Raw genomic sequence first — 21913 nt, 5'->3', positions numbered from 1 at the left:
GACGGTTCCCGGCGATCCTGGCATCGCCTGATCTCGAACCCACGCGCGAGTTCACTCGAGCTTTCGGTTTCCGGGTTCTCGGAGTATCGCGCGCCCAGAGGATGTCCCCATGCTCTCCATCGCGCTTTCGCGTGCTGCCTTCTCCTATTCCGGCGCAGCACCTCTATCGAACGATCTCAATTTCCGGATTCCCACCGGCTGGACCGGCCTGGTGGGTGCAAACGGCTCCGGCAAGACCACGCTACTGGAGACACTGGTCGGTCGCATGCGCATCCCTGAGGAGCGATTGTTGTAGCTGCCGCAGGAACTGGATGCGCGACAGGAATTCGATTTGCTCGATCGAGTGCGAGCGCTCCTCCCAGATATGCGCGGTCGCGTCCTGACCGTGCTCGCGGCCCTGGGAGTAGATCCCGACCGACTTCTGGCCTCGCGCAGTCTTTCACCCGGGGAAGCGCGCAAGCTCATGCTCGCTTTCGCTCTTGGACGCCAGGTCTGGGCTCTTGTGCTCGATGAACCGACCAACCACATGGACCTGCCCGGGGTCGAACGACTCGAAGCCGCTTTGGCGACCTATCCAGGCGCGTTGCTCCTGGTGAGCCACGACGAGGTCTTTGCGTAGCGCTGTACGCAGTGGGTGTGGCGACTGGACCGCGTAGGAGCGGACGACGTGGGAGAGTTGACCGTTCGGAAGCGCTGATTCCGGCCGTTCGAGCTTCGGCACGAACTCGTGGGACCCGGTAAGATCAGCATGTAGATGCGGAGGAATCCATGACGACGATCGCGCGAACCGCCCAGGGCCGAGTTGAAGGCCGCCAGAAGAACGACGTGTTGCTATTTGCCGGAATTCCCTACGCGGCCCCTCCGGTTGGACCGTTGCGTTTCCGTGCGGCTCAGTCCCACGAACCGTGGAGTGAAACGCGACCGTCCAAGCGTTTTGGCCCGGCTTCGCCGCAGAATCCCGGTACTGGCTTGACCGGCGTCGCCAACACCCGTTGGGACGAGGACTGCCTCACGTTGAACATCAGTACTCCCGCACTCGACGACGCGCGACGACCGGTACTGGTCTGGATCCACGGCGGCGGCTACCGCACCGGGCAGGGAGCCATCCCCTGGTACGACGGTTCGAAGTTTGCTCGAAACAGTGACATCGTGGTGATCAGCATCAACTACCGACTCGGGGCATTGGGATTCGCTCATCTGGCGCGTTTTGGTGACGAGTTTGCTTCTTCGGGAGCGAACGGAACTCTCGATCAGATCTTTGCGCTCGAATGGGTGCGCGACAATATCGCAAGCTTCGGCGGAGATCCGGAGAATGTGACGATTGCGGGCGAGTCTGCCGGTGGTTTCAGTATTGGCACTCTACTCGGCAATCAGCGTGCGACCGGACTGTTCAAGCGAGCCATCGCCCAGAGCGGTGCAGCCCATCACACATTGCCGGTCTCGGCCTCGGAGAAGGTGACCGATCTATTCTGTGATCTGCTTTCGATTCGCTCCGCTGCGGATCTGAAGCGATTGACGGTGCCCGAGATTCTCGATGCGCAGGCGAAAATCGACAAGGAGATGAACGAAGGGATCGGTCGGACTAACGCCCTGGGGGTCGCAGTAGCGCCGCTGTATCCGACAGTCGATGGGCGCGTGATCGACCGGGATCCGCTCGAAGCCATCCGCTCTGGCCTGAACTCGGAAGTTCCGGTGCTGATCGGAACGAATTCCGATGAAGCCACTCTGTTCGGGTTTGGAGAACTCGACGAAACGAAGCTCTCGCGGATGGTTGCCGGACTGGGCGGGAGCGATGAACTGCTCGATGCCTACCGTCAGTCTCGTCCCGGTGCGAGTGGCGGTGAACTCGCGGTCGCGGTTTCCAGCGATCATATGTTCCGCATTCCGGCAATCCGGCTGGCGGAAGCGCGATTCCCCCAGAGCTCGACCACCCATATGTACCTCTTCGACTGGAAATCGCGCGGTTTCGGAGGCAAGCTCGGCGCCACCCATGCACTCGAGATCCCATTCGTCTTCGACAATCTGGACCGCGCCGGAGTCGGAGCGTTTCTGGGCGAAGGACCCCAACCACAACACGTCGCCGACGCCATGCACGCGGCCTGGGTTTCCTTCATACGAAACGGAGATCCAAATCACGAGGGAATTCCGAACTGGCCAGCCTACGATGCGGCGGCGCGCAGTACCCTGGTATTCGGAGATGAATCGGAGCTTCACTCCGACCCGTTCGCAGCCGAGCGACGCTGCTGGCACGGCCTGCGATAGCGCCTGTGAACTGAATCGTGCCTGAGTCTGCGCACCCCACCCGGGTAGTGCTGCGCATTCCCGCGGTGCGTCATTACCTGGTATCCCGGTTCTTCTCCAGCCTGGGCCGTTCTCTGCTGCACGCAACGATCGCGTGGCACATCTGGAAGGTAACCGACTCCTACTTCTGGTTGGGTGTAATCGGTTTTGTCGAGTTTCTTCCGGTGATTCCGGTTTCGCTGTACGCGGGCGCGGTCGCAGATACTCACGATCGGCGGAACATCGTCCTGGCGACTCAGGGGGTCTCTCTCTTGGGTTCACTCGCTCTAGCGCTCGGAACCGGTGCCTTCGGTTTCGAGCGAGAGCTGATACTGGTCGCGGCCTTCGTGCTGGCCATGTCGAGTTGTTTCGAGAATCCCGCGGGCGCCTCGATCCTGCCGAATCTGGTGCCTCGCGCGCTATTCCCTGCCGCGACCGTAGTGAACGCGAACTTTCGCAACATCGCCAATGTGAGCGGACCCGTACTGATGGGCATCGTGAGCGGGAGCCTGGGTATTTCGGCAGCCTACGCGACCACAGTTACTTGCCTGGCGATATCCCTCCTGGCTCTACGGCGCGTGACTCTGCCACCTGTTCCGGGCGCAGAAGAACGCGACGTATCCTTCAAGGCCATCCGCGAGGGAATCACCTTCGTGCGCGCGCAACCGGCAATCCTGGGCTCGATGACACTCGACATGTTCGCCGTCATCTTCGCGGGCGCAACGGCCCTCTTGCCGGTGTACGCCGACCAGATCCTGGGCGTCGGTGAGTTCGGCTACGGCCTGCTCAGCGCTTCGATGCAGATTGGAACGGTCTCGATGGCCGCCCTTCTGCTGATGATCCCAGCGATCGAACGACCCGGACGCGCACTTCTGATCTCGGTGCTCTTCTTCGGACTCGCGACGATCATCTTCGGCCTCTCGCGCTCATTCCCGCTCTCGGTTGCAGCCTTTGTGCTCGCGGGCATGGCCGATCAGGTGAGCATGGTGACTCGCACGATCATTCTGCAGCTCTCCACACCCGACAGTCTGCGCGGGCGGGTGAACTCGGTGAACATGATTTTCATCGGTGCGAGCAACGAACTCGGAGCGGCCGAATCCGGGTTCCTGGCTGCGTTGACCAGCGCGACATTCTCGGTCGTGGCGGGCGGCTTCGCCTGCCTGGGCATCCTGGGTATCGTGAGCGTGTACATGCCCGAACTACGGCACTACACGATCAGCGGAGCCATCCCGGACCCGGATCAGCGCAAGTAGAAACGAGTTCCGCAGATCAACAGTTGCTCGTCGGAAACGCGACAACCGCGTTCGCTTGCGACGCGTAGCAGGCGGTCGCGATCGACCACCCTCAGGTCAATTCCGCCCAGCCCTTCGGGCCGGCCATCGCTGGCTTGTACGAAGCGCACGGGGAGATTGTCGAGTGGGAGTTCGCAGCGACCCTGTACATCCTTGCGCAACGGGATACCCGCGATGTCGCTCCAGCGATCGGCGAGCACCTGAGGGTCGGGGGACTGGATTTCCACGGCCAGGAACTCGCTCACTACCCCAGTGTGCACCGCTGTGGTCCAGCCATCCCCACCGGCCGGCTCCCAGTGCCCCTCCGGTTCTTCCCGCGCATCCCAGTCGATCTCGAGAAAACTCCCTCCGGTGTCACCCGGATGCAACTGAAGGATGTGATAGGCGGGGCTTTCGTGCTCGAAGGCGATGCGGATTCCGCGATCGAGCGCGTGCTTGCGGCGTTCGATCTGAGTCGCGTGATCATCGCACTGGCAGATCACCATATACCCGCCATTGCCGTTGCGCCTCTGCAGATAACGACCGGCTGCGGTTCCCTCTCGCGTCGGAGCCACAACTTCGAGGAAGTTGCTACCGACGGGTAATAGGGAGTTCTCCAGGCCAAAGGTCGCGACACCTGGATCGACGAAACAGACCCCGAGGCCCAGAACCTGTTTCAGGTCTTCCAGAACCGGATCCAGGTTTTCGGTCACCAAACAGAGTTGGCGGAGTCGAATCGACATAGGACCTCCCCGATGCTCTTTGAGTTACGACGAGAAGCGTCAGACCTGAACGAAACGTGCGCCCAGAAGAGGTAACGCCTCACTCGGCAGGCTCAGTGTTCTGTCTGATCGGACTTCAATGGACTCCGAGACATCGTCGGAGCGATCCTCGATCGTCACCGCAACCCGCATGCCCGATGTGGGCCATGTGAAGACGATCTCATTCTCGTTTTCTGTCGCTTTGCCCTGGAGGACGCCCGACCACTGGCGCTGCACGGCCTCGGGGTTGCCACTGCGCATGCGCAGCCCGACGATCGACACCGAAGCGGGTCGATCGCGCGGTTCGGCGGGCGCGGGAGACGGGTAGCGCTGCGCGAAATCATCGCCGCTTCCGGGCCCGGCTTCGACGAGCTGCACGACCACACCCATCGCCTGCTTCGGGTGCAGGAAAGCTTCCTTCCAGCTGGGCTCTGAATCATTGAAACCGACGATCGTGTAGCCGAGTCCCTCTGCGCGCGAGCAGGCCTTCTTGAGGTCGGGCACCTTGAAAGTTGCGTGGTGGATTCCCGGCCCGCGACTGTCCAGAAAGCGATGGATGAAACCACCCGGCTTTCCTCTCGGCTCGAGCACTTCGACGCGCCCCCCGCCATCGAAATCCCAATGCCACCAGCTGTACTCGGGACTCGGCCCACCGAAACCGGAAAGCCCCCCTAGCTGGCCAACCAGAAACTCGGGCGCACAGGCAATCTCCGGCGCCGCAAGCGCGATGTGGTCGAAGACGATCTCGTTTTCGCTGCCCGCCACTATTCCCCCTTCCATTCGTAGGTCTTGCCTTCGAGCCAGGCGCGCATCGCCCCGGCGGCGTCGCGCGAACGCATCGTGCGGTTGAAGCACGACTGCTCGATCTGGAGTCCGTCTTCCAGAAGTTCTTCCGCGCCGCGGCGGATCGCCTCTTTGGCTGCAGCCAGAGCGATCGGCGCCCGGCTCACCAGATCGTCGGCGAAATCCCGAACTTCATCGTTGAACGATTCGACCGGGAAGAGCCTGTGCAGAAGTCCGAGTTCGAGCGCTTCAAGGGGATTGAGCAGGCGCGCGTGCAGGATCAAATCGAGAGCGCGCGCCGTTCCCAGCAGGCGCGCATAGCGTTGCGTACCCCCGGCCCCTGGAATGATTCCCACACTGGTCTCCGGCAGACCAAAAACGAAAGGACCGTCGGCCATCAATCGAAAGTCGCAGGCAAGTGACAGCTCACAGCCCCCTCCGGCGGCGTTTCCGTTCACGGCGGCGACGGTGATGACAGGCAGCGCCTCCAGACGCAGACAGACCCGGTGCATCGCGTGAAGCTGCTCCGGGTGATCGTCGGATTCTCCCATCTGTTCAGGACTGCGGTCGGCCGAGTCGGCGAGTTCATTGACCTCGTAGTGCGCGATGAACACGCCCTCGCCACCTCCGGTGAAAACCAGAACGCGAATGCCCGGGTCCTCCTCGACTTCATCGAGCAACTGACTCAGTTCCGCAACACCGCCCGCAGTAAGCGTGTGGGTCGGCGGATTCGAAATGCACACGTCCAGAACGTTTCCCCGCCTATTCACTTCCAGGTATCGCCGGCTCATATCAACTCTCCGATTTCATAGTGCAATCCAGAATCCCATCCCCAAAAACCTGCCCGATGAGAAGCCGCTCGCCGCGGCGCGCAGCGACAGAGCTTCCGCTGAGTTGCGAACCGTCGTCGAGGTATACCTCATCGACGATCGAATGGATCTCGTCAGGTGTGATGCGCAGGGCCTGCGAAGGAGAAAGAGCGTCCGGATCGCCAGCGTGCGCCAGGAAATCAAGCGTCTTCGGATGGGCGCCGATCCAGAGTGCACCGGTCGCGTCGATTTCGATATTGTCGAGTCCGTTGCCGACCGGCAGCGTCCACGCATGGCTGAGCGTTCCGGTTTCGGGATCGCGGTCGAAGACCAGAAGATCTCCCAGCGTGGTAGTGGAAACGTAGACGCGAAGGCCGTCGGGCGCGATGTTGATCCCGTTCGGAAAGACCAGGTCCCCGACGGCTGTGTGAATTTCCTTGCCGTCGAAATACAGGATCTTCGCGCCCTTCAGGCTCAGGATGTTCTCGAGCAACTGCGCGCCTCCCGGTGGATTGACGTGCGTACTGGTCACATAAAATTGTTCGGGTCCGGTGGCCACTAGATCGTTGGGCATGAAGAGCCGTCCGGGATCCGTCACCGTGCGGACGTGATCGAGTCGGCCGCCGACCAGATCGAATATCTGCACTTCGTCGGGTTGGTCGGGTGGATGGTTGATTGCGAACAGACGCTCGCGCCCCTCGGGACCGCGCCACAAGCTGATCCCGTGCGGTTGAAACTCCGGTCCGGCTTCGGGTGTCAGCGATAGGAGTTTCGCCTGGGGATCGGCGAGGTCGTAGGCGTAGATCGCACCGCTCAGCGGATAGCCTGAGAGAAGGCCGCGACGGTCGGACGCGGAAACGTAGGCGATCCCGGTATCGGGATGAATGGTTACGTCTTCCGTACCCAGTGCACCTTTCACCAGGCGACACGAACCGCTGAAGTGCGGATCGATTTCCGCAAACGCACCCGAGTCACTGGCCAGCTTCAAGAAAAAGCCTCCGGCCAGGATCAAGAGTCCGAGCAAAATGAGAAGTAGACCTCGCATCAATACTCCTCCGGCGAGTCGGGCCGGGAACGGCCTGTGCCGGGAATTCCGGCACCCACGGGGCGCCGCGATCCCGTCGCTATTTCTGGATCATCTTCGCGCCGGCCGCCTTCAGCTTCTCTTCCGTTGCTTCGGCCTGCTCCGGCATCTTGGGCACGTTCACCCCGCGCTCGACTGCGGGTCGACTCGAAACCGCATCGAGCCAGCGCTGCAGATGGGGCAGATCGGCGATGTCGACACCCGACCAGCCGTGGATGCGCACCCAGGAATAGTTCGCGATGTCGGCCAGGCTGTATTCACCCGCCAGGTATTCGGAACGGGCAAGACGAGCATCGAGCACGCTGTAGAGGCGCTTGGTTTCGTTCTGGTAGCGATCGATCGCAGGTTGGATCTTCTCGGGGAAGTAGCGGAAGAAGACATTCGCCTGTCCCTGCATGGGTCCGACACCGCCCATCTGGAACATCAGCCACTGGATGACCTGTGAGCGCCCCTTCGGGTCCTTCGGAAGCAAGCGACCGGAGCCTTCCTTCTCACACAGGTAGAGCATGATCGCGCCCGACTCGAAAACGGCGAAATCTCCGGAGTCGCGGTCGACGATCGCAGGGATTCGCCCGTTGGGGTTGATCGCCAGAAACTCGGGTGTCTTCTGTTCGTTGCTCGAGAGGTCGATCGCACAGACCTCATAGGGAAGATCGAGTTCTTCGAGCGTGATCGAGGCCTTCCATCCGTTGGGAGTCGGCGCGGTGTACAGGTCGATCATGGGGATCCTTCCAGCTGATGGGAGACGAACCCATTCTGTCAGAACTCAACGCCCCCTGCGCAGACGCTCCGCGACCTCGTCGGGCCCAGGAGACGGATCGACGTTCTTGAACTCGGCGAGGCGCTCGTAGACTTCTGCAGCCGCCTCGAAGAAACCGGGAGGAAGCCCCGCGGCCTCGAAGGTGGCCGCAATCTCGTGCATCTCGCCCACGAATCGCCAGGCCTTGGGTGCGATGCTCGCGGAGCCGACCTTCAGTCGACCGGGAAGGTCCGGGATCGACTGCTGCCATTCCCGGATGAGTTCGGCATCGACACCCTCGACGCGGGCAACCGCGTGAATCGCCGCGAGCAGAGCTGCGCTGCCCTTCGTGTAGGCGGCGAAGACCATCTTCAGGGCTGACGCAGCGCCGACGGGCCCGTCGATCACGCATGCTTCCAGAGGACCCTCTGCAAAGCAACGCGCCACCTCTTCGGAACGGGCTCCGGAAAGGTGCAGTCGGGTCGTATTCGGGCGATGCGCCGGTGGGCCGATCAGAGCACCATCGACGAAGTCCGCCTGACCGGCGAACACCTGCTCGAGTTTCCGGGCAGTGGCAGGGCTCAGCGCATTCGCATCGACGTAGATGCCGCGAAAGCCCAGGGACGCAACCCGGTTTGCCAGCTCCATTGCACTGGCCGGTGGACAGACGCTGACCAGGATCTGGCTGCGCTCGACCAGATTCGAGAGGCTTCCCACATCTTCCAGATCGACCTGCTCAGCGCGTTCGATGGTAGCGGAGCTCCGCCCCTCGGAAGCGAATAACACGTGCGACAGATTGCAGGCCGCGGAAGCCGCAACGGTCGAACCCATGGCGCCGGGATGCAGAATTCCGAGTTTCACAGGCGCATTGTAGACCGGTTCCGGCGGTTTTCCCGATGCGGGTCCCGGAGGTTCGGGCTTTCTGAGCAAAAATCGGGATTTTACGGCTAGTGCGGTGACTGGTACGATCCCGAATATGAAAAACGCGTTAGGCCTCCTCGTCGTCTTGCTGATGCTCGGACCCGTCCCCGCGGGTGCGGAAGAGACTCTACACAACGAAGCCGATTGCCTGGCTCGGAATCTGCCCCAACCCAGTACGATTCGCGGGCTGCGGGTCAGCTCCCGGGATCGAACGGGCGCGCAGCGCGAGACGATCGTGATGGCCTACGGCCGGCGAAACGAAGCCGGACAGCGCGAACTCCTGTTGAAGTTCATCGAACCGGAAGACGTGAAGGGCAGTTCGTTCCTGATGCTCGAAAGGGACGGCGAGAACGAGATGTACTTCCGCACCGAAGATGGCGCAAAAAGCAAACGGATCAGCGGCAGTGCTCGCTCGCTGGCACTTCTGGGATCGGACTTCACGTACGAGGATCTCGAACTTCTGGTCGGCATGAAACGGCCCGAAGAGGTCAAGCGTCTCGAAGACAGTGAATACCGTCACCGACCCGTGTTCGTCATCGAAACTCGCAGCGATGATTCCAACTACGATCGCGTGATCACATCGATCGACAAGGAACGCTGCGTAATCGTGAAGTCAGAGATCTATGAGACGGGCAAGGGGCTGCGCAAGGAATTGACGCTGAACCCGTCGCGTGTCGTCAAGAAGGGCGGTGCGTGGATCCCGCAGGTCACCCTCATGACCGATCTCAGGGACGGCACCTCGACCATGATCCTGGTCGACAGTTCGCAACAGGATCCGGTGCTGAGCGATTCATTGTTTCGCGTCCAGGCCCCGGTCGCCGCCGGCCCCTGAAAACGCAGGGGGAGGTCCCCTACATTTCCGTGCGTGAGTCCGGCGGTGTATCGGCCTACGATAATCGGGGCCAGATGATCGCCAACATGAACGGTACACTCACCTGGGCCGAAGAAGCCCGCTAGGCAGACTCGCCGAGAAGACCGCTCCTGTCGGGATTTCTACCTCTCCCTGTAGACCCGCTCGAGAAACCCGCCAACGGCCTCTACCGTGCGTTCGCTTCGCCTCGAGTTGAAGATCTCGAAGGCGTGCTGGGCGCCGGGGATCTCGGCGTAGTGCACCGGGTTCTTCGACTTTTCCCGCAAGGCGTCGACGAATACTCGGGCTTCTTCGATGAACACGAGCGAGTCGTGCGTGCCGTGGATGACGAAGAATGACGGGGCCTGATCCGATACGCGCGCAATCGGCGAGGCATTCTCCCAGACATCTCGGCTCTCCTCCGGCGAACACTTGAGAACCATGCGCTCGAGCATCGGCTTCATCGACATGCTGCCGCGGATTTCGTGGCGATCCAGAAAATCGTAGACACCGTAGAACGGAACCGCTGCAGCGATCTTCGTATCGACGTCTTCGAAGCCCGGCTGAAACGCCGGATCGTTGGGCGTCAGTGCCGCAAGCGATGAAAGATGCCCACCGGCTGAGCCACCGGCAATGCAGATGAAACTCGGATCGCCACCGTGCTCGCGGATGTTGGCCTGGATCCAGGCGATGGCGCGCTTCACGTCGATGATGTGCGCAGGGAAGGTCGCCTTGGGGCTGAGTCGATAGTTCGACGCCACGCAGACCCAACCCCGCGAGGCCATGTAGTTCATGAGCGGCTGGCCCTGCTGCTCCTTCTCACCGATCACCCAGCCGCCACCGTGGATGTGCAGCAGCACCGGACGGTTCTCACCCGGCGCAGCTGGCTTGATCACGTCGAGCAGATTTCGCCGACCTTTATCGTCCGCCTGCACATCGCAATAAGCGATGTCGCGCACGTGCTCGACACCCGGAAGCTTCATGCTGAACGGGTTGGTCAGACGCGATACGGGAATCTTGGGTAGCGGCTGGAACTCGGGATCGTCGAGTACCTGGCTGAGAATGGGCCCAGCATGACCCGCGCGGCGATGCGCAATCAGCAAAGCTCCCCAGGACGCGAATGTGATCACCAGCCCCAGGACACCCTGCCACTGCTCCAGCGCTCCGAAAGCCACAAAGCCAATCGTCGCCGCAGCCTGCCAGGCGATATGGTGCAGAGCCAATTCGCTGGTGAGCCACGCTCCCATGAAATAGGGAAAGGTGAAATACCAGAGCCGTCTTACCTGAATCAGTGAACTCGCACTGAACGCGGCGCCCACCAGGCTTACGCCGAGAAAGAGCAGGGAGATCATCTACTAACGCCCTTCGAACTTGGGCGTGCGCTTTTCGACGAATGCCCGTACGGCGTTCTTGTGATCTTCGGTGCGCCCGGTGTGCTGGTGATGGGTTGCTTCGAGATCGAGACACTCACCCATCTCGGCACCTCCCGCTGCGCGTTGGATGTTCTCCTTCATGTAGCGGTAGGCGATGGCCGGGCCGTGAGCCAGCTGGCGCGCGAGTTCGAGCGTCTTCTCCTCGAGGGCAGATTCGGGTACCACGCGATTCACCAGACCCAGGCGTTCTGCCTCCTTCGCATCGATGCGCTCCGACAGGTAGTAGAGCTCCTGCGCGCGAGACGGACCGACCAGCCGCGTCAGAAAGAAGGTGCCGCCGTAGTCGCCGCTGAATCCGACCTTGGCAAACGCCGTAGTCAGGATGGCCTTCTCCGAAGCAATCCTCAGATCACACGCCAGTGCGAGTCCGAAACCGGCACCCGCTGCGGCACCGGGTAGAGAGGCGATCACGGGTTTGGGCATCTCGTAGATGCGCCCCGACGTCTCGCGCTGCTGCAGGCGCTGTAGATGGATCGACTCGTCGATACCGATCCGCCGGCCCGTGCCGCCCGAACCACTGTACTGTTCGTTCATGCCCTTGACGTCCCCGCCGGAGCAGAACCCGCCCCCGGCGCCGGTCAGCACTACGCATCCGACGTCACTGGAGACCTCCGCCTCCCTGAGTGCGATGGCCAGTCCGCTGAGCATCTCGCCGGAGAGTGCGTTGCGGCGTTCCGGACGGTTCATGGTCAGCACGGCTACACGGTCTTCTACGTGCGCGTGCAGATGGTCGGTATTCGTCTCGATACGACGGCGATCACTCATGAAGTCTCCTTTGGGTGGGCTCCCAGCTAGTATAGGGCCGCGCGTGATTTAGATGAGAGCGGTATCGGGCTCCGCGATGACGCCGTTCTCGAGTACCCCGACCCGCTCGATCTCGATGCGCACGGTATCGCCTTCGACCAGCCAGGACGGAGGCTTCATAACACCCCCGACTCCACCAGGCGTGCCAGTCGGAATCAGATCGCCCGGCTCCAGTGTGAAGGCGGTCGAGAGATGCTCCACCAGGGTGTAGCAATCGAAGAGCAGTTCCTTGGTGTTGGAGTTCTGGCGCTCTTCGCCATTGACCCACGTGCGGATCGAGAGCGAGTGCGGATCTCCCACTTCATCGGGGGTCACGATATAGGGACCGAACGGGCAGTGTGTGTCAAAGGACTTGCCCATCGTGAAGGTGGGTACGCGTATCTGCCAGTCGCGAACGCTCACGTCATTTACCACGCAGTAACCGGCGATCACCTCATGTGCCCGCTCCCTGGGAACGTGGCGACAGCGCCGACCGATTACGAAGCCCAGTTCACCCTCGTAGTCGAGCCGATGTGAAACCTTGGGAAGGTGAAACGCTTCGTTCGGGGCGTGCGCGGAGGTGGACTGCTTGTTGAAGATCATGGGGACCTTCGGCGTGTCCATGCCCGCCTCTGCGATGTGGTCCTTGTAATTCAACCCCACGGCCAGAATCTTGGGCGGTCGGAGAACGGGGGCCTCGAGCTTCACCTCGGCCAGCGGCAGGCGCGAACGCGCTGCTTCAGACGCGCTGCTCGCCTCATCCAGCGCCGGTTCCCCAGCTTCCAGAAACGCAATCATCTCGGTCGGCAGGCCTGGTGCGACCGTAGCGAGATCGACGATCTCGGTTCCGATCACGACACCGATGCGTGTCTTTCCGGCATGAGTGAACGTGGCTAGCTTCATTTTGCGTTTTCCTTCCTGGTCGGCTGTGATCAGGTTCCCGAGATCTTGCGCATATGAGCAATCAGATCCTTGATGCCCTGGTCCGGTATGAGCTCACCAAATGGAGCCATCAATGGCGACTTCCCGACCGCGGCTCCGCCTTCCTTGACCGCCTTGTACAGTTGCTCGTCAGAAAGAGTGGACATGAAGGCGCGATCGCCGTGCATGGGCGGAGGCGGTTGCAGGGCTTTGCCCAGCGGTCCCAGAGTGATGCCGTCGCCGTGGCAGGACGAGCAGTACGTTTGATAAAGCGACGCGCCGGCCGCCGCGTCGCCGCGCAGGCTTGCCGCGGCCGGGGTCTTGGCGACAGGCTGGGATGTCGGTGGCGGAGTCTTGGTAACGGGCGGAGGCGCGGGCGCTGGAGTCTTGACGACGGGTGTCGGGGCCGGTTCGGGCTTTTCGGTGGGGACGGGCTGGTCCTTCGGTTCGGATTCACTGGGAGCTGCGGGTTGATCCGGGACGGTGACCTGGCTCGGGACCTTCTCTTCTGCGCTGCCGCAACCGGTCAAGCCGAAAGCCAGTAGCGCAACGATCGCATACCGTCCGACGTAGATGCTGTGGAACATTGATTTCCTCTAATAGATGGGGTTACTGAGCGTTCTGGCCGGCCGGGCTCCATTCGACTTTCGTCGTCATCGCCGATCGTCAGGTCTTCAGGTCTTCAACAGATATTCGCTCATCGTTACGTTGCGAATACGATCCAGTTCCAGGAATCCACTGACGCTGGCCATCATGCGCTCGATGTTCTTCGTCATCTGTTCTCGAGAGCCTTCAGCCTGGAAAAAGAGCATGGGGTCGCTGATGTGCTCGGCCGAGGGCCAGGCTTCATCCACAATACCGAGATAAGGAGGAGCATTCGAGGTGAGTGCTCGGACCACGGTGTTGCGAACATAGCGAGCACGCGGCTGGATGGCCTCGGACTCTGGCGATTGGGTCCCGTGCCAGTGATCAATCCAGTCGTCATGAGACATGGAGGCGGGCTTCTCGAGTAGAGTCACCGTCAGCACTCCGGGTGAACGCTGCCCGTCTGGCCAGTCCCGTGGTTTGCCGTGCCGATTGCCTCCGTAGTCGGTATACAGCGACTCGGTTACCAGATAACCCGCGGTTTCACTGCCAACCTCCGAGAATATCCGCTCAAAGGATGCGCGACGATCGCAACAATCGAGCCAGATGCACACCTCCGCAGCCAATGGAGTTTCGGCCTTTGGCCACGGCGTGGGGCTGGCGACGATCGACTGCGAATCGTCGATGTTCATCGAGAGCCCTCGCGGGTTCAGCTCCAGAAGGCGCGGCGCGCAGTCCTGCAAGAGCTGTTTCTGGATTCGATCGGGATCGCCTTCTTTCGGCGACCAGATCAGATAGATGAGCTTCTCCAACGCTTCGTCCTCGCGACGCAGCATATCACCACAGATCAGGATGCAGGGCGCAGCGGCTCCCCGGCCAGCAGAGCGATGCGCGCGACTCCGTCTGCACCGATCGCGCCTCGCGGCATGGCCGACGTGGTCAGATCGAGTACTGGTTGGCCTTCGGCGGCGAGAGCGATGCCACCTCCGACACCGCCGAGCCGGACAACCCGTGCGAGCGCGCCCGTGCAGGCTTCAGCGATGCTCTCACCAGCCAGACGTATTCGAGCGTCGATCTCGTGCGCGAAGGCGGAGCGCATGAAGATCTCCCCCTCGCCGGTACCGGAAACCGCACACGTCGCATCATCGGCCCAGGTGCCCGCGCCAATCAGTGGCGAGTCACCAATACGCGAAGCCAGTGCGTTGGTCATACCTCCGGTCGAGGTTGCAGCGGCCAGGTGGCCGTTCGCGTCGCGTGCGACCGCACCAACGGTACCAAGGCCTTCGGCGTCGTGATCGAGCAGAACACTCTGGCGACGGCGGGTCGACTCGAGCTGCCGCGCGCGCGCTTCGGTCACGAAACTCTGCGGATCCGCGAGCATCACTCCGCGGTCCGAGACGAAATCCTCGGCACCGGTTCCCGAGAGCAAGACGTATCGTCCATCATCGAGTACACAACGAGCTCCGCGAATCGGATTGCGGATGCGACGAACTCCGGCGACGGCACCGGCCTGAGCTGTCGCCCCGTCCATCAGCGAAGCATCCATGACGACACCGCCATCGGAACGCAGCACACTCCCGGGTCCCGCATTGAATACCTCGTCGTCTTCGAGCACGACGACAGCCGCAACGACCGCATCCAGGGCGGAACCGCCGAGACTCAGGATCTCGTGACCGCTGCGCAGGGCAGCGGCCAACGCCTTGCGACGCAACCCATCGCGCTCGCTCTCACTGGGAGCCCGTGACGGCCCCCCGGCCCCGCCGTGTACCGCGAGAGAGATCTCAGTCACGCCGCACCCGCACCGGGTTCAACCGCGGCATCTCTCCCATAGATGAGCGTCAGGAGCGCAGGCGCGATCAGGATATCGGCAAAGAAGGCCATCATGGTCGCTGAAGCGGTAAGAAACCCGAATGTGAGCATGCTGGTAAGATAGCCGAACACGAAGAACATGAAGCTGGTCGACAATACGACGGAGGTAATCAGCATGGCTGATCCTGTCGTGACCAATGTCTCGTGTACTGCCGCACTGACGCTCCGAGTCTTTTCGAAGTAGCGCGTGAACTTGTGCATGAAGTGGATGGTGTCGTCGACGGCCAGGCCGATTGCAATGCTGCCGATCAGTAGCGTCGACATGTTCAGCGGTACATCCAACCAGCCCATGGCCCCGAGCACGAACACGACCGGAATCAGATTCGGAACCATGCTGAGCAAGCCGAGGCCCAGACGCCCGATCAATAGCACCATCAGTGTGGTGATCACGCAGAAGGCGATCAGGTAGGAATTGGCCATGCTGGTGTACATCTGAAGGAACACCCGGGACGAAAGAACCGACATACCGGTGAGCGTCAGCTCTACTCCTTCACCGATCACATCGTGAAAGGCCGGTTCGAGATCTTCGATCAGATGCAAGTAGTCGACGCCGTCTCCCTGGGGAACCTGAAGTGTCACGCGAGCCAGCTGAAACTGAGAGTCGGTTAGATCCTCGAGATCATCGGAGCCGCTGTTTTCGAAGAGCAGCAACTCCTGCGCCACCAGAGGTCTGGCTTCGGGCACCGTGTAGAACTCAGAGCGGTTTTCGTTGAGAGCCTGGTGGGTTTCCTTGAGCACATCGACGATCGAAGTCGCCTTGCCGACAGCGATCGATCCCTCGTAGTCTGACGCCATGCCCATGATGCGATCCAGGTTCTTCAGCAGGCCCGGATCGTGCAATCCGTTCTCGCTCCCTGCGTCGACCAGGATCTCGAGAGTTTCACTGCCGCCGAGTTCCTCGTCCAGGAGCTCGGTGGCCATTCGCAAAGGATCGCTCGTCGGCAGGTAGCGAATCACATTGTGCGCGAAGTGAATCCGGGTGAGCCCCGCGATTGCAACCAGCAGGAGTAGGCCGGTGAAACCCAATACGAATCCGGGGCGACGCGTACCAAACTCCCCGATGCGAACCAGCCAGTCGCTCGTGCGCTGGCGAACCTCGGAGCCGACGGACGGCGGGCGGAGCTTTGCCAGGGAGAGCAGAGCCGGTAATAGCGTCAGTGTGTACAGCAACGCCAGGAATACGCCGATCGGGGAGATGATCCCCAGATGGGCTACCGGGGCTACGCTCGCCGAGGCAAAGGAACCGAGCGCCCCGGCGGTGGTCGCACTCGTCAGGACGATCGCCAGACCCGAATGCGCCAGCGCCGCGGCGATCGCGTCTTCGCGTTCGAGACCGCGACCCAGATTCTGATAGACGATCGCCAGCAAGTGGACAGATCCGCAGATACCGACCGCAATCAAGAACGAAGGCAGAATCTGCATGGTGGCCGTGAACGGATAGCCGAGCATGGCCATCGCTCCCAGGGTGGCAAGCACCGACGCGAGGATCACCAACATCGGAAGCAGAGTTGCACTAGTGCGACGGAACAGGAGGAAGAGCAGAAGAATGATCGAGAGGATCGTCATCGAGCTGAACACAGTCATGTCTCGGCGCGAAGTATCCGTGAGCCTGTGCTTCATGATCATGTCGCCGATCACGTAGATCGGATAGTCACCCGTTCGATGGCGATTGACGACCGACTCGAGCGCGGCGAGCAGTTCCTTCTCTTCTTCGCCGGTGCGAAGCGTTCCTCGACCGTCGTCCTCGTCAAAACCCTCGAGCTCAGACTCTTCGGCTCCGGCCGACGAATAGGTATTCGCCGACACGTTGATCGAGGTGAAGCGAGCACTCTCGGAGATCACGGTATTCACATACAGTGGATTCGCGTAGACCCTCTCGCGCAACTTCTCGAGATCAGTTTCGCTCTCGGGCCAGGCTTCCATCAGATCTTCGACAATCAGCCGATCCCCTTCGCCGCGGGTATGCCGGGCGTTGATCAGGCTATTGATTTCATCGAGGTGTGGAACCTCTTTCTCGATATCGGTGTGGAGTTCTCGCAAGAGTTCGAGAAAACCCAGATCGAAAACCTCCGGCGGATTCAACCCGATGAGGATCCGCCCCTCGGTGCCGAACTGCTCGCGAAACTTCTCGTAGACCACGCGAGAGGGATCCCGCTTGTCCAGATAGCCCAAACCCGAGAAATCCGTTTCCAATTGCGGGAGAAAGGAAACCAGAAAGCCGGTCAGGACCAACACCGACGCGATCACATACCAGCGCGCCCGGAATACGAAATGGCCCCATCGTTCGAAACCGAGTTCGATGCGCTCGTGTACCGTCAAGGCGAAATAGACTCCCTGTGCAAATCAACGCCCCAACGGGAAAACGACCGGGAAAACGAACGGGTGACGGTAAACGAAAGACGGAGTACTCCAATGTCCCCACAAAACACTCAACGGTGTACCCTCACTCGGATCCAACCAGAGGACCCAGTTTGGATGTTCCAGACCTCCGGGTCCAGTCGGAGGAATTTCGCGGCCGGGAACTGGCAAGCGAGCCGGAATGGGCGAACCCGACAATCGAGGTAGCTTCCCAGTAGAATAGGGATCGTTGGGGGGGGCCCACGCCATGAGTCGAAATCTGTCCACCGCGGAGGTCTCGCGGATCCTGGGCATGAAGGAATTGCAGGTCCGGGAGCTGGTGCGCTCGGGACTCTGCCGTCCAGTCCGCGACGGCCGGAGCTACTCCTTCTCTTTCCAGGATCTGGTGGTACTTCGGGCCGCCCAGGGACTGTTTCAGGCGAATGTGCCGCGGGTGCGAGTTCAACGAGCGTTGGCGGCGCTGGCCGATGATCTGGCGCTCGAGCAGCCGCTCTCGGGCCTGCGCATCTTCGCGGACGGACGCAATGTGGCGGTGCGCTCCGAAGATGCGGCCTGGCAACCCGAAACCGGCCAGACCCTGTTCAACTTCGACGTGGACGAACTGGCGGATCGGGTGGAAGACCTGCGCAGCGCAGCTGCGGCTCGTTCGAGCGAGTCGCGGCGAGCTCTGGCCGAGCGGGAATTCTGCCGCGCTCTCGATCTGGAGGACGATGACCACGAAGGTGCCGCCAACGCCTACGCGCGAGCGCTCGAACTCGATCCGGAACTGGTCGACGCCTACGTGAATCTGGGCCGGCTCGCTCACGTGTCGGGAGATCCCGGTTCGGCGATTCAGTTGTATCAGGCTGCCCTGGAACACAGTGAGGACGATCCAGTCGTGCATTTCAATCTGGGCCTGGCGCTGGAAGACGCCCAGGGGGCGTCTCAAGCGATCGTCCACTACGAGCGCGCGGTCGCACTGGACCCGGACTTCGCAGATGCCCATTTCAATCTCGCGGGTCTGTGCGAACTGCTCGGGCGGAGCAACGATGCGCTGCGTCACTACCACGCCTACAAGAAGCTCACCGAAGGCTGATTGCCTTTTCGTGAACAGAAGCGGCAACTGGCGAACCTGGATTCCGCCGCTGCGCGGATAGCGAGTTCGAGTCAGGCCGGTCAGATCGGTCATTGAGAGGCAGGCGGTCCACCAGCGACAGGCAATACGACGTTCGTGTCGTCTTTGGACCCGCACTGATAAAGACCGCTCTAGCTCGCGCCGATTCTCTTGCCTGTACTCTTATTGGGCGGCGGAGAATGGCGACAGAAGACAGCTTTCATGAGCACGCAAGTTCGGAACCCTTGGGCGTCGAGTGCACTTCCGTTTCAGAGGCGGAACCGGCGACGGTCACCCCATCAGAACCGGAACTGGGTGGAGTTTCATCTGTCGTTCGCGCCTTGCTGCGCACTGAGCGGACCTTTCGTACGTACTCGCCGGATGAGCCAATCTGCGAGACCCTCTTGCGAGAACTCGAACCGCGCTTCGGCGCGCTCTTGCCACTCGACCTGGAGGTGCTTCCCGACCAGTTGCTGTGGAAATCCCAAACTGTGCTCCATCCGAACGATACTTCGGACCTTCCCGCCCGTCTGTATCGCGTAGGGATTCGCAGATTGATGTTCGGAGAAGGACTCGACCTGGAGGAATTGACCCGCTTCCTGTGCGCGATCGCCACGCGGATGGAACCTGGGGATCCCGGGCGCGATTACGTCACGTTGCTCTGGGAGGCTGACCTGCAGAACGTGCGTTTTGTTGCCACGGATCCCTATCTGGATCTCGAGGTACCCGATGAGGTCCTGGAAGGCGACTCCACTCCCGCACTCCAGTTCCCCGCGGAAGAGAGCCAGGCCACTGGCGCGGTTCCGGTACCCGATGAAGAAGCCTTCCAGATCAGCACGGTCGACGAGGTGTACATCCGCGGCGAGATCCAGAAGTTCGAGGACAATCCAGCCTGGTCCAGCTTCATCGGCTCACTGGTCGAGAACCTCACTCGACCGCAGCGGCACGACCGGGCAGAGGAAATCACTCGCTTGCTCGAGCGATCCTTCGAACGGTTGCTGATCGAAGAACGCTTCGACGATGCAGCGCGCGTACTCGTGGGTATGCGCGGCTCGCTTCCACTGGAAGCGCAGTACCCGGTACGACAGAGCCTGGAACGGATGGCCCATCCAGACAGGCTCGCGCTGATCGCCACTGCACTGGAACGAGGGACGTGCCAGGAAGACCAGGCCGAGGCACTCTTTTTGGGATTTGGAGACTGGGCGGCGGAATCACTCAGTGCGTTGCTTTCCCGTTCCAAAGGCGAGCATCTCAAACGCTTCTACGTCGATATGCTCGTGAAGGTAGGCAGCGGCGCTCTGGAACCGGTGATGGCACACCTGCTCCACGCGGCTCGGGCCAATCATCGCTACTTCGCGCGCGTTCTCGGACGCCTGAAAGACGAAAACGCAAAAGAAGCACTCGTGTCCTGTCTCGATTCAGACAACGCCGCTCTGCGTGTTGAAGCGATCGATGGGCTGATGTTGCAGGTCGACGACGATATCCGCCCACGTCTCTGGAGTCTGGCACTTGACGATCAGGACTCCAGCGTGCGCATCGCAGCGCTCGCCGGCATGATCGAGGACCGAAAAGAGTTCGACTGTGCTCGGATCATCGAACGGCTCGAATCTGCAGATCTCAAGCAGATCGGTGACGAGGAAAAGGACCTGCTGTTCAAGGCGCTCGGCGCCGGGGGCGGACTACCGGCCATTGGATTTCTGAGCAATACGCTGCGAGGCAAATGGATGCCCGGTCGTTCCGAACTCGACACCTGGCGGCGCGCTGCAATGGCTTTGGCCACAATGAACAGTCCGGAAGCTCTGCAGGTACTGAACACACACGCGGACGGTCGCGGAAAGCTGGCTTCCGTCTGTCAAGACGCTCTGCGATACACTCCGGTGGGAACCCGATGAATCGAGAAATCGAAGAGAACGACGCCGTGAACCTGGATCACGGGCGCGCGCTGATCAGTCTGTGGAGTGAGTTGTTCCGTTCCTTTCGCGAGTCGGAAGGACGCAGTGAACACGTGATCTCCTGTGGAGAACAAGTGCGATCGCTGCTCGGACAGGTTTGCAGTGCGCGTGGTGGTGCGGATTTCGCGATTCGAGGCGGAACGATCTACTTCGACGGGGCGGTGATTCCCGAGTGTGGGCCACGGGCGACGGCCTATCGCACATTCGCGCGCCTAATGCGGATCTCTCGCGTGCGCGCCTTTCATATCGGATCTCAGGTCGAACTCGGTGAGCTGCTCGGTTTTGCCGAGCGACTGCTGCGAGCTGCTGAAGGTCGCGGTTCTCGAGAAGAGATCGTGGCCGGTCTCAAGCCAGGCGGGGAGTCGGCCATCGAGGTCGTGATCGGCAGCCCCCGGGACGAGAGTGCAATTCCCGAAACCGGAAACGCATCGCAAAAGCAAGCGTACTTTTCGGCGATCGGTGTAGTCAAGAGTGTATTTCACGAAGTTCGTACCAAGAACAGAATCAACGCGAAGCGTCTCAAGCGCACGGTCCAGGAACTGATCGACTCGGTTCACCACGACCCGCTGTACGCTCTGCGTCTGACCTGCATCAAGGGTTACGACGAGTACACGTTCAACCACTCGGTGAACGTGGCACTACTAGCGATCTCTCTGGGTCGGGCTGTGGGACTGTCGCGAAGCCGTCTCTACTGCGTTGGCCAGGCGGCGTTGATGCACGATCTGGGCAAGTTCTCGGTTCCCAGGCACGTACTCAACAAGCTCAATCCACTGAGTCCCGAAGAGCGCAGGCTATTGCACGACCACCCTGTCGAAGGCCTGTTCTCGATCGCAAGCCGCCTGGGCGTGAACTCCGACACGATCGATATCGCGATGGCGGCCTACGAGCACCATCTGAACGTAGATGGTACCGGCTATCCCGCGCAGGCGACGAGCAGGCCGCCGGGGTTTCTGAGTCGACTGATCGCGATTTCGGACCGCTACGACGCGATGACGAGCGCGCGCATCTATCGCGCACATCCGATACCGCCCCAGCGCGCGCTGGCTCTGATGTATCACGCACAGGGCAGTCAGATAGACCGCACTCTTTTAGGCTACTTCATGAACATGCTCGGTCCCTACCCGCCAGGCGGCGCCGTCCGGCTCTCGGACAGCTCCATTGCCGTGGTCATGGAGGCCGCGGCTGATTCCGAGCACGGGAAGTTCCCCAAGGTGTGCATCGCGATCGACGAGCACGGTGAGCGGGTTTCCGGCGAGGTCCGGGATCTGTCCGCGACCGCCAAGGACCCCGACGGTGTGCACATCGTTGAAGTCCTGGAGACGGCCGAATACCAGATCGATCCGGCTCAACACCTGACCTGAAGTTCCCGAGCAGGTAAGCTCCTCTCCATCGCGGCTGCTCTCGCGGCGCGAATCGAGAGG

Annotated in this window: 19 protein-coding genes and 1 pseudogene; 7 read left to right on the top strand and 13 right to left on the bottom strand. The window is 61.2% G+C overall.

Annotated elements, in window-relative coordinates; genetic code table 11:
- Nucleotides 1-109: 109 nt before the first annotated feature.
- The 3 genes and pseudogenes from GY725_04595 to GY725_04585 all read left to right on the top strand — a co-directional run bounded on the left by GY725_04595 (nt 110) and on the right by GY725_04585 (nt 3533).
- A pseudogene (locus GY725_04595) lies at nt 110-619 on the top strand (ABC-F family ATP-binding cassette domain-containing protein).
- Between the two features lie 149 nt (nt 620-768).
- Entirely contained in the window at nt 769-2262 is a 1494-nt protein-coding gene (locus GY725_04590; protein MCP4003455.1) for a carboxylesterase/lipase family protein, read from the top strand.
- A 17-nt stretch (nt 2263-2279) separates the two neighbouring features.
- The gene (locus GY725_04585; protein MCP4003454.1) at nt 2280-3533 is read left to right on the top strand and encodes an MFS transporter; all 1254 of its coding nucleotides are present in this window, start codon (nt 2280-2282) and stop codon (nt 3531-3533) included.
- On the opposite strand, the gene GY725_04580 is transcribed toward GY725_04585, so the two are convergent.
- From GY725_04580 to GY725_04555, 6 genes are all read right to left on the bottom strand, one after another.
- A complete protein-coding gene (locus GY725_04580; GenBank protein MCP4003453.1) occupies nt 3521-4294 on the bottom strand; it encodes a hypothetical protein in 774 nt (257 codons plus the stop codon). The genes GY725_04585 and GY725_04580 overlap by 13 nt on opposite strands.
- Before the next feature lie 39 nt (nt 4295-4333).
- On the bottom strand, nt 4334-5092 hold the full coding sequence (locus GY725_04575; protein MCP4003452.1) for a hypothetical protein: 759 nt from the start codon (nt 5090-5092) through the stop codon (nt 4334-4336).
- On the bottom strand, nt 5077-5886 hold the full coding sequence (locus GY725_04570; protein MCP4003451.1) for an enoyl-CoA hydratase/isomerase family protein: 810 nt from the start codon (nt 5884-5886) through the stop codon (nt 5077-5079). The genes GY725_04575 and GY725_04570 overlap by 16 nt, the downstream gene beginning before the upstream one ends.
- A 1-nt stretch (nt 5887) precedes the next feature.
- Nucleotides 5888-6949 (bottom strand): hypothetical protein, encoded by a 1062-nt coding sequence (locus GY725_04565; GenBank protein MCP4003450.1) that lies wholly within the window; start codon nt 6947-6949, stop codon nt 5888-5890.
- 79 nt (nt 6950-7028) lie between these two features.
- Nucleotides 7029-7709 carry a glutathione S-transferase family protein gene (locus tag GY725_04560; protein MCP4003449.1) on the bottom strand — a complete coding sequence of 227 codons (681 nt, stop codon included), beginning with the start codon at nt 7707-7709 and terminating at the stop codon, nt 7029-7031.
- A gap of 45 nt (nt 7710-7754) precedes the next feature.
- Entirely contained in the window at nt 7755-8588 is an 834-nt protein-coding gene (locus tag GY725_04555) for an NAD(P)-dependent oxidoreductase (protein MCP4003448.1), read from the bottom strand.
- A gap of 115 nt (nt 8589-8703) precedes the next feature.
- On the opposite strand from GY725_04555, the gene GY725_04550 reads away from it, so the two are divergent.
- Nucleotides 8704-9480: an outer membrane lipoprotein-sorting protein gene (locus tag GY725_04550; protein MCP4003447.1), complete on the top strand. Its 777-nt coding sequence runs from the start codon at nt 8704-8706 to the stop codon at nt 9478-9480.
- A gap of 161 nt (nt 9481-9641) precedes the next feature.
- Here the strand turns inward: GY725_04550 and GY725_04545 are convergent, their stop codons facing one another.
- The 7 genes from GY725_04545 to GY725_04515 all read right to left on the bottom strand — a co-directional run bounded on the left by GY725_04545 (nt 9642) and on the right by GY725_04515 (nt 17408).
- The gene (locus tag GY725_04545) at nt 9642-10850 is read right to left on the bottom strand and encodes an alpha/beta hydrolase (protein MCP4003446.1); all 1209 of its coding nucleotides are present in this window, start codon (nt 10848-10850) and stop codon (nt 9642-9644) included.
- 3 nt (nt 10851-10853) lie between these two features.
- Nucleotides 10854-11696, bottom strand: a complete 843-nt coding sequence (locus GY725_04540; GenBank protein ID MCP4003445.1) for an enoyl-CoA hydratase — start codon at nt 11694-11696, stop codon at nt 10854-10856.
- A 48-nt stretch (nt 11697-11744) separates the two neighbouring features.
- Entirely contained in the window at nt 11745-12617 is an 873-nt protein-coding gene (locus GY725_04535) for a fumarylacetoacetate hydrolase family protein (protein MCP4003444.1), read from the bottom strand.
- Nucleotides 12618-12646: 29 nt separating this feature from the next.
- Nucleotides 12647-13222: a hypothetical protein gene (locus GY725_04530; GenBank protein MCP4003443.1), complete on the bottom strand. Its 576-nt coding sequence runs from the start codon at nt 13220-13222 to the stop codon at nt 12647-12649.
- Nucleotides 13223-13309: 87 nt separating this feature from the next.
- Complete coding sequence (locus GY725_04525; GenBank protein MCP4003442.1) at nt 13310-14032, bottom strand: hypothetical protein; 723 nt, start codon at nt 14030-14032, stop codon at nt 13310-13312.
- A gap of 35 nt (nt 14033-14067) precedes the next feature.
- Nucleotides 14068-15009: an isoaspartyl peptidase/L-asparaginase gene (locus GY725_04520; GenBank protein ID MCP4003441.1), complete on the bottom strand. Its 942-nt coding sequence runs from the start codon at nt 15007-15009 to the stop codon at nt 14068-14070.
- The gene (locus GY725_04515; protein ID MCP4003440.1) at nt 15006-17408 is read right to left on the bottom strand and encodes an MMPL family transporter; all 2403 of its coding nucleotides are present in this window, start codon (nt 17406-17408) and stop codon (nt 15006-15008) included. Before GY725_04515 ends, GY725_04520 begins: the two co-directional genes overlap by 4 nt.
- Nucleotides 17409-17694: 286 nt before the next feature.
- Here GY725_04515 and GY725_04510 point away from each other — a divergent pair, with 286 nt between their 5' ends.
- The 3 genes from GY725_04510 to GY725_04500 all read left to right on the top strand — a co-directional run bounded on the left by GY725_04510 (nt 17695) and on the right by GY725_04500 (nt 21853).
- Nucleotides 17695-18522 (top strand): tetratricopeptide repeat protein, encoded by an 828-nt coding sequence (locus GY725_04510; protein MCP4003439.1) that lies wholly within the window; start codon nt 17695-17697, stop codon nt 18520-18522.
- Between the two features lie 422 nt (nt 18523-18944).
- Nucleotides 18945-20432 carry a HEAT repeat domain-containing protein gene (locus GY725_04505; GenBank protein MCP4003438.1) on the top strand — a complete coding sequence of 496 codons (1488 nt, stop codon included), beginning with the start codon at nt 18945-18947 and terminating at the stop codon, nt 20430-20432.
- On the top strand, nt 20429-21853 hold the full coding sequence (locus GY725_04500) for an HD domain-containing protein (GenBank protein MCP4003437.1): 1425 nt from the start codon (nt 20429-20431) through the stop codon (nt 21851-21853). Before GY725_04505 ends, GY725_04500 begins: the two co-directional genes overlap by 4 nt.
- Nucleotides 21854-21913 lie beyond the last annotated feature (60 nt).

The organism is bacterium, from assembly GCA_024226335.1.
GTDB lineage: Bacteria > Myxococcota_A > UBA9160 > SZUA-336 > SZUA-336 > JAAELY01.
This window is presented reverse-complemented; position numbering and strand designations above follow the sequence as displayed.

Coding starts and splice junctions, on each gene's coding strand:
- GY725_04590 (MCP4003455.1), top strand. CDS start 769: ATGACGACGATCGCGCGAACCGCCCAGGGCCGAGTTGAAGGCCGCCAG.
- GY725_04580 (MCP4003453.1), bottom strand. CDS start 4,294: ATGTCGATTCGACTCCGCCAACTCTGTTTGGTGACCGAAAACCTGGAT.
- GY725_04575 (MCP4003452.1), bottom strand. CDS start 5,092: ATGGAAGGGGGAATAGTGGCGGGCAGCGAAAACGAGATCGTCTTCGAC.
- GY725_04570 (MCP4003451.1), bottom strand. CDS start 5,886: ATGAGCCGGCGATACCTGGAAGTGAATAGGCGGGGAAACGTTCTGGAC.
- GY725_04565 (MCP4003450.1), bottom strand. CDS start 6,949: ATGCGAGGTCTACTTCTCATTTTGCTCGGACTCTTGATCCTGGCCGGA.
- GY725_04560 (MCP4003449.1), bottom strand. CDS start 7,709: ATGATCGACCTGTACACCGCGCCGACTCCCAACGGATGGAAGGCCTCG.
- GY725_04550 (MCP4003447.1), top strand. CDS start 8,704: ATGAAAAACGCGTTAGGCCTCCTCGTCGTCTTGCTGATGCTCGGACCC.
- GY725_04545 (MCP4003446.1), bottom strand. CDS start 10,850: ATGATCTCCCTGCTCTTTCTCGGCGTAAGCCTGGTGGGCGCCGCGTTC.
- GY725_04540 (MCP4003445.1), bottom strand. CDS start 11,696: ATGAGTGATCGCCGTCGTATCGAGACGAATACCGACCATCTGCACGCG.
- GY725_04535 (MCP4003444.1), bottom strand. CDS start 12,617: ATGAAGCTAGCCACGTTCACTCATGCCGGAAAGACACGCATCGGTGTC.
- GY725_04530 (MCP4003443.1), bottom strand. CDS start 13,222: ATGTTCCACAGCATCTACGTCGGACGGTATGCGATCGTTGCGCTACTG.
- GY725_04510 (MCP4003439.1), top strand. CDS start 17,695: ATGAGTCGAAATCTGTCCACCGCGGAGGTCTCGCGGATCCTGGGCATG.
- GY725_04500 (MCP4003437.1), top strand. CDS start 20,429: ATGAATCGAGAAATCGAAGAGAACGACGCCGTGAACCTGGATCACGGG.